This is a genomic window from Enterococcus sp. DIV1307a (assembly GCF_050537425.1).
In the GTDB taxonomy this organism is placed as follows: domain Bacteria; phylum Bacillota; class Bacilli; order Lactobacillales; family Enterococcaceae; genus Enterococcus; species Enterococcus faecalis.
Genome location: NZ_CP172914.1, coordinates 37,733 through 50,849, shown reverse-complemented (window position 1 = coordinate 50,849; position 13,117 = coordinate 37,733). Strand labels below are relative to the sequence as shown.

Annotated in this window: 14 protein-coding genes and 1 other annotated feature; of the genes, 4 read left to right on the top strand and 10 right to left on the bottom strand. The window is 39.8% G+C overall.

Annotated features, from left to right (window positions below; genetic code table 11):
* Positions 1-14 precede the first annotated feature (14 nt).
* The 9 genes from rlmB to IGL90_RS00175 form a co-directional block, all read right to left on the bottom strand.
* Complete coding sequence (gene rlmB, locus IGL90_RS00215) at positions 15-872, bottom strand: 23S rRNA (guanosine(2251)-2'-O)-methyltransferase RlmB (RefSeq protein ID WP_048738038.1); 858 nt, start codon at positions 870-872, stop codon at positions 15-17.
* Positions 862-1,260, bottom strand: a complete 399-nt coding sequence (locus IGL90_RS00210; RefSeq protein ID WP_002356056.1) for a Mini-ribonuclease 3 — start codon at positions 1,258-1,260, stop codon at positions 862-864. The genes rlmB and IGL90_RS00210 overlap by 11 nt, the downstream gene beginning before the upstream one ends.
* Complete coding sequence (gene cysS, locus IGL90_RS00205; RefSeq protein ID WP_010709112.1) at positions 1,257-2,669, bottom strand: cysteine--tRNA ligase; 1,413 nt, start codon at positions 2,667-2,669, stop codon at positions 1,257-1,259. The genes IGL90_RS00210 and cysS overlap by 4 nt, the downstream gene beginning before the upstream one ends.
* Positions 2,662-3,201 carry a serine O-acetyltransferase EpsC gene (epsC, locus tag IGL90_RS00200; protein ID WP_002356054.1) on the bottom strand — a complete coding sequence of 180 codons (540 nt, stop codon included), beginning with the start codon at positions 3,199-3,201 and terminating at the stop codon, positions 2,662-2,664. The genes cysS and epsC overlap by 8 nt, the downstream gene beginning before the upstream one ends.
* A gap of 64 nt (positions 3,202-3,265) precedes the next feature.
* Positions 3,266-3,472: a binding site (T-box leader), on the bottom strand.
* Complete coding sequence (gene gltX, locus IGL90_RS00195; RefSeq protein ID WP_002381335.1) at positions 3,471-4,928, bottom strand: glutamate--tRNA ligase; 1,458 nt, start codon at positions 4,926-4,928, stop codon at positions 3,471-3,473. Its footprint overlaps the feature before it by 2 nt.
* A 52-nt stretch (positions 4,929-4,980) precedes the next feature.
* Positions 4,981-5,454, bottom strand: coding sequence for a 2-C-methyl-D-erythritol 2,4-cyclodiphosphate synthase (gene ispF / locus IGL90_RS00190; protein ID WP_033594376.1), 474 nt, complete (start codon positions 5,452-5,454; stop codon positions 4,981-4,983).
* A gap of 18 nt (positions 5,455-5,472) precedes the next feature.
* Positions 5,473-6,618 (bottom strand): PIN/TRAM domain-containing protein, encoded by a 1,146-nt coding sequence (locus IGL90_RS00185; RefSeq protein ID WP_002368622.1) that lies wholly within the window; start codon positions 6,616-6,618, stop codon positions 5,473-5,475.
* A gap of 100 nt (positions 6,619-6,718) precedes the next feature.
* Entirely contained in the window at positions 6,719-8,089 is a 1,371-nt protein-coding gene (gene radA, locus IGL90_RS00180) for a DNA repair protein RadA (protein WP_002361473.1), read from the bottom strand.
* 78 nt (positions 8,090-8,167) lie between these two features.
* The gene (locus IGL90_RS00175) at positions 8,168-8,653 is read right to left on the bottom strand and encodes a dUTP diphosphatase (RefSeq protein WP_002361472.1); all 486 of its coding nucleotides are present in this window, start codon (positions 8,651-8,653) and stop codon (positions 8,168-8,170) included.
* 319 nt (positions 8,654-8,972) lie between these two features.
* On the opposite strand from IGL90_RS00175, the gene proB reads away from it, so the two are divergent.
* Entirely contained in the window at positions 8,973-9,788 is an 816-nt protein-coding gene (gene proB / locus IGL90_RS00170; RefSeq protein WP_002389550.1) for a glutamate 5-kinase, read from the top strand.
* Positions 9,775-11,028, top strand: coding sequence for a glutamate-5-semialdehyde dehydrogenase (locus IGL90_RS00165; RefSeq protein WP_002385467.1), 1,254 nt, complete (start codon positions 9,775-9,777; stop codon positions 11,026-11,028). The genes proB and IGL90_RS00165 overlap by 14 nt, the downstream gene beginning before the upstream one ends.
* Positions 11,029-11,119: 91 nt before the next feature.
* Here the strand turns inward: IGL90_RS00165 and IGL90_RS00160 are convergent, their stop codons facing one another.
* Entirely contained in the window at positions 11,120-12,067 is a 948-nt protein-coding gene (locus IGL90_RS00160; RefSeq protein WP_002389777.1) for a helix-turn-helix transcriptional regulator, read from the bottom strand.
* Positions 12,068-12,131: 64 nt separating this feature from the next.
* Between IGL90_RS00160 and IGL90_RS00155 the strand changes: the two genes are divergently transcribed.
* Together IGL90_RS00155 and IGL90_RS00150 are read left to right on the top strand one after the other, a co-directional pair.
* Positions 12,132-12,599 (top strand): VOC family protein, encoded by a 468-nt coding sequence (locus tag IGL90_RS00155; protein ID WP_002379268.1) that lies wholly within the window; start codon positions 12,132-12,134, stop codon positions 12,597-12,599.
* A 7-nt stretch (positions 12,600-12,606) separates the two neighbouring features.
* Positions 12,607-13,116, top strand: a complete 510-nt coding sequence (locus tag IGL90_RS00150; RefSeq protein WP_002356044.1) for a ClbS/DfsB family four-helix bundle protein — start codon at positions 12,607-12,609, stop codon at positions 13,114-13,116.
* The last annotated feature ends 1 nt before the right edge of the window (position 13,117 follow it).

Here is a 13,117-nt window from a genome sequence, read left to right as displayed (position 1 = left end):
ACAATCGCCTTCTTCTATAATGGGTTGCGGCCACGATAGACTTCATACATTAGCAAGCCTGCAGCCACACCAGCGTTTAAGCTTTGAACGTGTCCAGTCATTGGAATCGTTAATAATTCATCCACTTCTTTATGAAGACCTTGACTCATGCCACGACCTTCATTTCCGATGATTAAGGCAATTGCGCCTTGTGTATTCCAGCGACGATAATCCGTCCCAGACATATCTGTACCAAAAATCCAAAATTGATTCTCTTTTAGCGTTGCAATACTTTGCGCTAGATTCGTTACACGAGCCACTGGAATATGTTCCACGGCCCCTGTTGATGCTTTGGTTACGGTTGGTGTAATTCCCACTGCACGATGTTTCGGAATGATAATACCGTCTACGCCTGTCGCATCAGCTGTTCGCAAAATTGAGCCAAAGTTATGTGGGTCCTCTAGACTGTCTAAAATTAGGAAAAATGGTGTTTCTGTCTTTTCTTTTGTTTGTTCCAATAATTCTTCTAAAGTTAAATATTGATACGCCGTGATTGCTAAAACCATGCCTTGATGCACGCCGTGATCACTCATCGTATCTAATTTTGCTTTAGGCACCCATTTGACTGGAACAGCCTGCTCTTTCGCTGCTTGTTTTAATTGCTCAATTTTTTCGCCACGAGCATCTTCTTGTAAAAACAATTTATTCCCGCGTCCTTGCTGCAACGCCTCAACAGTGGCATGGAAACCAAAGACAAAGTTATCTGCTAGCTCTTCTGAGGTTCCATCAGGACCTGCTGTCGCTGGTCGTGGGTTCCGTTCTTTTGAACGCTTATCTGAACGTTCTGGACGTTTCTTACCTTTTTTAAAAGGACGAGATTTTTCATTTTTCATTGGTTTCACCTACTTTCTTGATACACCAGTTAATTAATTCTTCTAAACGTTCTTTTTGTTGTGTTAAATGTAAATAACCCATCAAGGATTCGAAACCGGTCGCTACCCGATAGGTCGTCACATCAGCATTTTTGGCAAAGGTGTGACTTTTCGCATTCCGACCGCGTTTGTACATCACTTCTTCTTCCTCCGTTAGCATTTCTCCCGCTAACATCGCTTGCATTAAGCTTGCTTGGGCTTTTGCTGACACGTAGTGTGTCGCCATGCGATGCAAAACATTCGGTTTCGTTTGTCCTAAGGAAACTAAATAATCACGAATGTAAATTTCATAAATCGCATCGCCAACATAGGCCAAAGCTAAACCGTTTAATTGTTTGTAATCTCTCATTCACTTCTTCTCCATCTCGTTCCTTGCGGAGTATCTTCTAAAACAATGCCTTGTTCTTTTAATAAATCGCGGATTTCATCACTTCGGGCAAAATCACGGTCTTTCCGTGCTTGGTTCCGTTCTTCAATTAACGCATCGACTTGTGCATCCACTAATTCTTCGTTTTTAAAGAATAAACCAAAAATAGCTAACCAGCCACTGAAAAGCTTATCCATCGCCACTAGAATTGGTTCCGAAACTGTCGCTTGTTCACTATACTGATTCATCATCTTCGCTAATTCATAAACGACCGTAATCCCGTTAGCTGCATTGAAATCATCGTCCATTTCCGTAATAAAACGTTGTTCTAATTCGTTTAATTGAGCCAAATAGTGTTCATCCTCTGGCAAACTTGCGACCGCATCTGCTTGTCTAAAACGTAAATTTTCAAACGCATTTTTCAATTTTTGATAATTGGCTGCTGCCTCTTTTAGAGTGCTTTCGCTATAACGAATCGGGCGACGGTACTGGGTGGTGGACATAAAGAAACGTAAAATTTGCGGATCCACTTTTTGAATCATTTCATGAACAGTAATGAAGTTACCTAGGGATTTGCTCATTTTTTCATCGTCTTCACCAATTGTGACATAGCCGTTATGCATCCAGTAATTGGCAAAGGTATGGCCTGTTTTGGCTTCGCTCTGTGCAATTTCATTCTCATGATGTGGAAATTCTAAATCTTGTCCACCGCCATGAATATCAATCGTCTCTCCCAAGTGTTTTGTCGCCATGACAGAGCATTCAATATGCCAGCCGGGACGTCCTTTACCCCAAGGAGAATCCCAAGAAATTTCATCTTCTTTGGCACTTTTCCAAAGAGCAAAATCCAATGGGTCTTCTTTTAATTGTTGTTCAACGCCAGTTCGTTGACTTGCCCCCACTTCTAATTCATCAATCGATTGATGGCTTAATTTACCATAATTAGGGAATTTACGGGTGCGATAATACACATCACCTGCGACCTCATAAGCAAAACCTTTTTCAATTAAAACTTCGATGAAAGCTAAGATATCAGGCATGTGGTCCATCACCCGAGGATGTAACGTTGCTGGTTGGACATTCAATGCTTGCGTGTCTTCTTCAAAGGCTTTGATAAAACGCTCTGCCACTTCCGGCGCAGTAATTTTCAATTCTTTAGCTGCCTTGATAATTTTATCATCGACATCTGTAAAGTTCGAGACATAATTCACTTCATACCCACGATATTCAAAATAACGACGAATTGTATCAAAGGCGATCGCACTGCGCGCATTACCGATATGGATATAGTTATACACGGTTGGTCCGCAGACATACATCCGAACTTTATGCGCCTCAATTGGCGTAAATACTTCTTTTTCTCTGGTCAATGTATTATAAATTTTAATCATGCCCTTTTTCCACCTTTCTTCCATTTAGACGAACGACTTTCGCAGGAACACCCACAGCTGTGGCATCTGCTGGGATGTCTGAAATAACAACAGCACCCGCCCCAATTTTTGAACGTTCACCAATCACAACTGGCCCTAAAATTTGAGCTCGTGCCGAAATCATCGCTCCTTTTTTCACTGTTGGATGGCGTTTACCCGTATCACGACCGGTCCCACCTAACGTCACTCCGTGAAACAAAACAACATCTTCTTCTATTTCCGCGGTTTCCCCAATCACAATGCCCATGCCGTGATCGATAAAAACCCCCGCACCAATTGTGGCTCCGGGATGAATTTCTACGCCCGTTATGAAACGCCAAAATTGTGCATGAATCTTCGCCAACAAAAACAACTGATGCCTATATAAGAAATGAGACAAGCGATGCCAAAACAGGGCGTGCAAGCCAGGATACGTTAAAAGAACTTCTAGTGTGGTCCGCGCTGCAGGATCGTTTCTTTTAACAGCTGCGACGCTACGTTTCAACCAACTCATATGGTGAACTCCTTTCTATTATACAAAAATAAAAAACGTCTTTTAAGCAACAAAAAAACGTTGCTTAAAAGACGCCCATGCGTGGTTCCACTTTTCTTCACAAGAACTAGCTCTTGCCTCGATACAGTTAACGCCTGCCGACGTCTTCGGTTACTTTTTTCACCAAAGCCACTCATAGATGCATTTCGACAAAAGATGCTCGCTGTTCTCACCACCCACAGCGTCTCTGAAATCCATCTGATTGTCTACTTCTTCTATTCTTTGTGTTTTTATAACACTTTATTTAAATGATCTAAAGCTTTTTCTTTGCCTAATAACTCGATGGTTTCGCCTAATTCAGGACCATGCATTTGTCCAGAAACAGCAATTCGAATTGGCATAAACAAGTTTTTGCCTTTAACGCCGGTTTCTTTTTGGACGGCTTTAATCGCTGCTTTAATACTTGGGACATCGAAAACGTCCAAGGCTTCTAATTGTTCTTTAAACGCATGTAACACAGTTGGCACTGTTTCTCCTTGCAAGAATTCTTTCGCAGCATCATCTAAAACTGGATGTTCATTAAAGAACAAGTTTGATAGTTCCACAATTTCAGCTGCATAACTCATTTGTGGTTGATACAAGCTAACTAATTGTTTTAACCATTCGATTTTTTCAGGAGATGGATTTTCTTCAACACGACCGTCAGCGACTAAATAAGGAATACACATATCTGTTAGTTCACCTAAGTCCATTTGTTTCATGTATTGATTGTTAATCCATTCTAATTTTTTCGCATCAAAGGCCGCTGGTGACTTGCTTAAGCGTTGTTCATCAAACAATTTAATCAAGTCTTCTTGTGAGAAGATTTCTTCTTCGCCAACAGGAGACCATCCTAGTAAAGCAATAAAGTTGAACATGGCTTCTGGTAAGTAACCTAATTCACGGTATTGTTCAATAAATTGTAAAATTGTTTCATCACGTTTGCTCAATTTTTTGCCAGTTTCTGAATTAATGATTAAGGTCATATGGCCAAAGACAGGTGGTGTCCATTCAAACGCTTCGTAAATCATTAATTGTTTTGGTGTGTTCGCAATGTGATCATCGCCACGTAAAACATGAGAAATTTTCATTAAGTGATCATCTACTGCAACGGCAAAGTTATACGTTGGCATCCCATCGCGTTTTTGGATGACAAAATCGCCACCAATGTTATCTGACTCAAAAGTAATTTCACCTTTCACGATGTCATCAAATTTGTATTCTGTATTACGTGGCACACGGAAACGAATCACTGGTTCTAGACCAGCCGCTTCTTTGGCTGCTTGTTCAGAAGGTGTTAAATTCGCACAAGTGCCTGCGTAGTGAGGCATTTCCCCACGAGCTTGTTGTGCTTCACGTTCTGCTTCTAATTCTTCTGGCGTACAATAACACTTATACGCACGATTGCTACTTAATAATTGATCGATCAATGGTTGGTAAATTTCTTTACGTTCTGATTGACGATATGGACCATATTCTCCCGGATGAGCAGGTGATTCATCCCATTCCATCCCTAACCATGCTAAGTTTTCCAACTGACTTTTCTCGCCGTCTTCGATGTTCCGTTTTTGGTCGGTATCCTCGATACGAATGATAAATTCTCCGTCATTGTGGCGGGCAAATAAGTAGTTAAATAATGCTGTTCTTGCATTCCCAATGTGCAAGTGTCCAGTTGGACTTGGTGCGTAACGCACACGAACTTTCGTCATGTTCATTCCTCTTTCCATTTTTTAAAAACAGACGGTTTAACGTCGTTTTCAGTTATTTTTCCAATAAAGCAACGGCAATTGCGCCGATTCCTTCTTTTTTACCAACAAAGCCCATCGCTTCCATGGTCGTTGCCTTAATGTTCACTTGTGTGACCGCTAAGTGGCAACTCGCGGCTAGATTCTTTTCCATCTCTGCCAAGTATGGGCTCATCTTTGGCTCTTCCGCTAAAATTGTACAATCAATATTGCCAATAGTAAAGCCCGACCGCCCAACTTTTTCATTTACTTTTTTTAATAAGTTTACAGAATTCGCATTTTTGAACTGCGGATCGGTTTCGGGAAACAGTTGCCCAATATCACCCAGACCAGCGGCACCAAGGATTGCATCAATAATTGCATGTGTTAAAACATCGGCATCTGAGTGACCTAACAGACCTTTTTCATAAGGAAGAGTAACCCCACCAATAATTAAAGGTCGTTGCGGAACTAATTGATGAACATCAAAACCTTGACCGATTCGAATCATACTAAGTCCTCACTTTGCTTAATTTTTATCGTTTTTAGGATGGTTATCCTTGCGATCATTAATCCCGCGACCCGCGTGCGCCGGTTTGGCAAAAATCATACGCCCAGCTGCGGTTTGTAAAGCACTTGTAACGACCACTTCGATTTGCTCATTCATGTAATGCTGGCCATCTTCTACCACAACCATTGTGCCATCATCTAAGTAAGCGACCCCTTGTTGACGCTCTGTTCCGGCTTTTACAACCATCACATTCATCGTTTCACCTGGAATCACCACTGGTTTCACAGCATTAGCTAAAGCATTAATGTTTAAAACAGGCACATTTTGAAATTCAGAGACTTTATTTAAGTTGTAGTCATTGGTCACAACCACGCCATCTAATAATTTTGCTAATTTGATTAATTTACTGTCTACTTCAGAGATATCCTCGAAATCTCCGTCATACATCTCAACGGAGATACCTTCTTCTTTTTGTAAAGCATTTAAAATATCTAAGCCACGACGACCTCTCACCCGTTTTAAACTGTCTCCAGAATCAGCAATGTATTGTAATTCATATAAAACAAAGTTAGGGATGAGCAAAACACCTTCTAAAAAGCCTGTTTTAGCGATATCGTAGATTCTGCCATCAATGATGACACTGGTGTCTAAAATTTTGTATTTATGGAAGTTGTCTTCCACTTTACGTTCCAACATTTGTCCTTCGGTGTCTTCCGTATTTGCTTTCTTTTGGCGAGGTGTAAAAACTTTTTTCCACTCCTCAATCCGTGTTGTTCCCATTCGGAAACCTAAGTAACCCAGAATAATCATAACTAGAATTGGCAGTAAACTATTCACGACAGGAATTTGTAAGTTGTACATTGGAATGGAAATAATGACACCAATTGTTAAACCAATGATGGCACCAATACTTCCAAATAATAAATAGGTTAAACTCATTTCATTTAAAGCTGCTTCGATTTTTTTGACAGCGGAAACAATATACTTTGCTAACCCTAAAGATAAAATAAAGAAAATAATTGCACCGATTAATCCGTTCGTAAAGTTATTGTTTAACCAACTGTTATTGCCTTGCTTAGCCATTTCCCAAGCCATTGGGAAAAGAGAAATTCCTAAACTTGCACCAGCAATGATCATCAGCAACGTGATGATTCGTTTTTGCATATAGCCATCCTCCTCGTTTATTTAATAAAGACGTCTAGTGTTGTGGGGCGTACAAAAATCATACGCCACCAAAAACCTAAACGGATTATTTCTACTTTCATTATTTAAAAACTTTTCTTAACGTTTCACCAATTGTTGAAACGCCAATAATTTCAATCCCTTCAGGCGCTTCCCAGCCACCAAGGTTATTTTTAGGGACATAGACTTTTGTAAAGCCTAGTTTTTGCGCTTCACGCACTCGTTGTTCAATACTATTCACGCGGCGGATTTCACCAGTTAAACCAATCTCACCAATGAAACATTCCGAAGATGAGGTTCCTTTTTCTTTATAGCTAGAAGCAATACTGATTGCTAACGCTAAATCAATAGCTGGTTCATTAATTTTGACTCCACCAGCCGCTTTTAGATACGCATCCTGGTTTTGTAACAAAAGGCCTGCCCGTTTTTCTAAAACCGCCATGATTAAAGAAACGCGATTAAAGTCCAACCCGGTGGTCGTTCGCTTGGCATTGCCAAACATCGTTGGGGTAACTAACGCTTGGATTTCCACCAAAATAGGGCGTGAACCTTCCATTGCTACCACAATTGAAGATCCGGTGGCTCCTTCTAAACGTTCTTCTAAAAAGACCTGAGAAGGATTCATAACTTCAACCAATCCATGTGTCTGCATTTCAAAAATACCAATCTCATTCGTTGAGCCAAACCGATTTTTGACAGCCCGTAAGATTCTAAAGGTGTGATGCTTATCTCCTTCAAAATAAAGAACCGTGTCTACCATATGTTCCAACATCCGTGGCCCTGCGATAGACCCTTCCTTCGTTACGTGTCCGACAATAAAAATGGCAATCCCATTCGTTTTTGCCAGTTTCAATAATTCGGCAGTTGTTTCTCGGACTTGACTGACACTACCAGCAACGCTGGTAACATCTGGCTGCGTCATTGTTTGAATCGAGTCAATAATGACATAGTCTGGTTCTAATTTTTCAATGGCTCGTGATATTTCGTGCATATCTGTTTCTGCGTATAAGTAAAATGTCTCGTTGACGGTGCCTAGACGCTCCGCTCGTAATTTAATTTGCTCAGCACTTTCTTCACCAGAAACATATAAAACCGTACCACCTGTGGCTGCTAATTGTTGCGATACTTGTAAGAGCAATGTTGACTTACCTATTCCGGGATCGCCACCGATTAAAACTAACGAACCTGGAACAACGCCACCACCTAAAACCCGATTCAGCTCCACTAATTCAGTTTTTACACGAGGCTCTTTTTTAGGTATGACTTCAGATAGCCGTTGTGGTTGTGTCTTTTTACCAGTCAAACTTACTCTAGCACGACGATCAGAAGTATCTTGAATAACCTCTTCCACCATCGAATTCCATTGTCCGCAATTAGGACAGCGGCCGAGATATTTTGGAGACACATACCCACAGCTTTGACATTCAAATTGAACTTTTGCTTTTTTTGCCATGTAGAATCTCCTTATCTGTTGTTTATTTTAACATTTATTAAATGGTTTGAATAACGTTGCCTACTGAAAAAATGGGCTTTATTTTTGTCCAGACGAACCAAAACCGCCCGTTCTTTCTGCCTCGACTTGGTCATCATCCGCTAATAAAAACGGCTTAAAAATCCCTTGGCCAATTCGTTCACCTTTTTCAATGACAACATCTTCATATCCAAAGTTTAAAAATTGGAACATGATATGTCCTTCGTTATTCTCGTTATTATAATAATCACTGTCAATGACTCCGACACCATTCGCTAAAAGTAGGAATCGTTTTAGCGGGTTCGAAGAACGACTTACCAATTCTAAATATTCAGAATCAGGCATATACGCCTTAATTCCTGTTTTAACTAAAATTGGTTTGGGATTTTCTCCAGCTTGTTGTAACTTCCAAAGACTTGGTACAACGACCGTTTCGGCTGCTTGAAAATCATACCCCGCGGCACCTTTTGTTGCTCGTTGTGGGACACTCAAGCCCTCTTCTTGATACTTAGAAATAATCTCAAAACCACGTTGTTTCATATTCATTCTCCCCTACTGTCTAAACTACTCCTATTTTACCATAATCTCTGATACTCTGGTTGTTTTTAGTAAGTTTCTCATTTCTAAAAGCCCAGTTAATCTAGACTACGCAAAAAAGAGGAGAATTTTTGTTTATTTTCCTTCTTTTAGTCTATCATCTTCTCTTAAAATAAACAGACCAAATCCCAAAAAGTCCCAAGATTCCCTCAAAAAGTTCACACTTTCATTAAACTTTCTTTACTATTCATTATTTAGCACTTTCTAGTAGCCGCTGATTTTGTTATAATGAGTGTCAAATTTTACTGTAAAAAGAAACGAGGCACTTATGAGAAACAAACTCCAACAGGCCAAACGAATTGTGATCAAAGTCGGAACCAGTTCTCTGATTTATCCCAATGGCAATATTAACTTAAAAGCAATTGATCAATTAGCCTTTACTTTGAGTGATTTAAGCAACCAAGGCAAAGAAATTATTTTAGTTTCTTCTGGCGCAATTGGTGTCGGACTGAATAAATTAAATCTATCTGTACGCCCAACGACAATTCCCGAACAACAGGCAGTCGCTGCAGTCGGCCAAGCAGAATTAATGAACATTTATAATCAGCGGTTTTCAACCTATAGCCAACAAATGGCACAAGTTTTATTAACTCGTGATGTTATTGAATATCCTGAAAGTCGCAATAATGTTACCAATACTTTTGAACAACTGTTAAAAATGAATATTATTCCTATCGTCAATGAAAATGATACTGTCGCAATTGAAGAATTGGATCACTTAACCAAGTTCGGGGATAACGATCAATTGTCTGCCATTGTCTGCCAAATTGTTCAAGCTGACTTGTTAGTTATGTTATCAGATATTGATGGTTTCTTTTCAGACAACCCTACTGTCAACAAAGAAGCCACGTTATTTTCTGAAATCAATGAAATTAATGAAGACTTGTTCCAATTAGCCGGTGGTAAGGGAAGCCGCTTTGGCACTGGTGGGATGTCTAGTAAATTAAAAGCTGCTGAACGTGTGTTAGCTAATCAACAGGCGATGATTTTAGCAAACGGAAAGCAGCCAAAAATCATTTTTGAAATTTTAGAAGGAAAAGATATCGGTACGTTATTTATTAAAGGAGGGCATGAAAGTGACTGATTTAAAGCAACTAGGGCAACAAGCTAAAGAAGCCTCTTATACGCTAGGCTTGATGGATACTCGTCAAAAAAATACTTTGTTAAACAAAATGGCCGCAGCCATTGAAGCCAATGCACCCCGCATTTTACAAGCAAATGCATTAGATTTAGAGCAAGCCGCTACCCACGGAATTTCTGAAACAATGCAAGACCGCTTACGTTTAACAGAAGAACGGATCACAGCGATGGCTGAGGGCATACGCCAAGTCGCTACTTTACCCGATCCAATTGGGGAAGTAGATAAAATGTGGCGCAATGAAGCGGGACTGTTAATTGGGCAACAACGCGTGCCTTTAGGTGTTATTGGAATCATTTATGAATCGCGGCCAAACGTGACAACAGATGCCGCTAGCCTTTGTTTCAAATCGGGAAATGCTGTTATTCTTCGAGGCGGAAAAGAAGCGTTTCACTCCAATCAGATATTGGTGACAATTTTACAAGAAGCGCTAATCCAAGAAGCCGTTTCTCCCCATCTCATTCAATTTGTTGATGATACTTCTAGAGAAACAGCCCAACAACTTATGCGCTTAAATGACTACTTGGATGTCCTCATTCCGCGTGGCGGCGCCAACTTAATCAAAACTGTTTTGACAACAGCCACTGTTCCTGTTATTGAAACGGGCACGGGCAATTGTCATATTTACGTGGACAAAGACGCCCAGTTAACAATGGCAACTGAAATTATTGTCAATGCTAAATGTCAACGTCCTTCTGTCTGTAACGCCGCCGAAACGTTATTAATTCATCAAGAGGTGGCTGAAGCCTTTTTACCAACAATTGAAAAAGCCTTGAAGGAGTTTCACGTGGAACTTCGGGCAGATGAACGTGCGTTAGCAATTTTTGAAGAAGCCATTCCAGCGACTGAACAAGATTGGGAAACGGAATTTCTCGACTTTATCTTAGCAGTGAAAGTCGTTGATTCTTTGGACGAAGCCATCCAGCATATTAATCGCTACAATACAAAACATTCTGAAAGTATTATTAGTGATAATTACTTTGCCACACAACAATTTTTACAACAAGTGGATGCAGCCGCTGTTTATGCGAATGCTTCAACTCGTTTCACGGACGGTTTTGAATTTGGATTTGGCGCCGAAATCGGCATTAGTACGCAAAAATTACATGCCCGTGGACCTATGGGTCTAGCAGAGCTTACTTCGACAAAATATGTTATTTATGGAAATGGGCAAGCACGTTCTTAGAAAGAAAAACCCTTGATTTAAAAATCAAGGGTTTTTCTTTCTCCTCTCTAATGTGCATTTTTACACATGAGATTGTTCACAGTTCCACAATCTATTCTTGATATTTTTTTTGAATCCTCATTATACTTTCTACATATGCTTGTTTCACTTGGACTGGCTCTAAAATTGTCACTTCTTCACCAAAGCCCATAAAATAGTTGGCTAAAAATTGTGTTTCTGTTGGATGAATCTGTCCAACTAAAAAACACTGCGTGGGCGTTTCTTCCAACTGAATATTGTCAAAGCGATGTTTATAAAAAAATTCTTTGCCTTTTTCTGTAATGATTGCTTTAAATGGAATCGTACGTGCCGTCGTTTGTTGATGGCGATACGATTCTTTCAATTCTTCAGTCGTAAAATCCAGTGTTTGGTTTAATTGCTGAATAGCCTCCATAAAATCACAGCGGTAAGTACGCCAAGCCTTTTTAGTCACATCATAGCCTGAACAATACCAATACCCTTCTAAAATAGTTAACCGGGTTGGTAAGATTTTTTTCGTTGTTGCTTCATATCTGGTATAGTTAAACTGAATTACTTGTTGCGCCAAAATACAATGAAACAGCTGCTCTAAATTGCCTGGTGCTTCTACTTGTTCAATTCCTTCGTAATAGACGACCTTACTCATTTGACTGATTTTAAATTGGGTTGGTTCATCTAAAGAATGCAATAATTTTTGCTTAATTTGCTGATAGGAATGACCAAACGGTGACTCTGCGACTAATTTCAGTAATTGTAACGAAAAAAAGATTGCTAACACTTCATTTTCGTTAAAATAAATCGGCGGCAACAACGGTTTGTTTAAAACTCGATAGCCACCATAACGACCATTCTCCACATATAGCGGCACGCCTAAATTTTCCAAAGCTTCAATATCCCGCAAAGCTGTGCTTTTAGAAATCCCAAAAGTTTTCATTAACTGATTTAAATTAAACTGAGGATGGGTTCTCAAGAAAAAAAGTTCCTGATTTAAACGTTCTGATTTTTTCATTTTTCCCTCCATCGGTGTCACTTTTTGACACCTTTTATTGTTATGCTTATCTTATCAATCTTAGGAGGTTCAAACAATGAAAAACACACAATTTGCCCTTTTTATGGTCTTAAACGGACGAGCAACGGAAGCCTTGACGTTTTACCAAGAAGCCTTTGCTGGTGATATTCTTTTTAAAATTACTAATCAAGAATTTAAAGAGCGCTTAAATCCTTCTTTGACCATTCCCGCTGGCGAAGAACACTGGCTTTCTCACTCGATTTTACAAATGGACACTTTTCAATTACAACTAGCTGATAATCCTTTGTTTGCAGGAATGAATACCACGCCCACAGAACAATTGACCCTCAGCTTAACCGTCAATAGCCGTCACTCTGCCAAAACAATTTTTGAAAAACTCACGTGCCATCCCGAATCCTGTATTATCCAAGAACCAATTGAAAATGAATTTGCAACATTTTATGCGATTGTGAAAGATCCTTTTGGTTTAGTCACTCAAATTACTCATGAAAAACAAGCAGATCCTACCAAGAAAGGAAGTTAGCCGAAGAATGCGAACCTATGAATCAAAAGAAGCCTTGATTGAGGCCATTCAAATAGCTTCACAAAAATATTTAGCTGAATTTGCAGAAATTCCTGAAACACTTAAAGATCACCGAATTGAAACAGTAGCTAAAACACCTTCAGAGAACTTAGCCTATCAATTAGGTTGGCTCAACTTGCTGCTTTCTTGGGAAGAACAAGAACAACGTGGTCTGACCGTTCAAACGCCAGCTGAAGGCTATAAATGGAATCAACTGGGCGCGCTCTATCAATCATTTTATCAAACCTATGGACAAATGAGTTTAGAAAGTCAGCTGATTGCGTTGCAAGACACCTTAGAAAAATTACTTCATTGGATTGACTCGCTTTCCGAAGACGAATTATTTTTACCTCAACAACGGGCTTGGGCGACCACCAAAGCACAATGGCCTCTTTGGAAATGGATTCACATTAATAGCGTTGCCCCTTTTACTAGTTTCCGAACGCAAATTCGCAAATGGAAAAAAGCTTGTCTTTAAA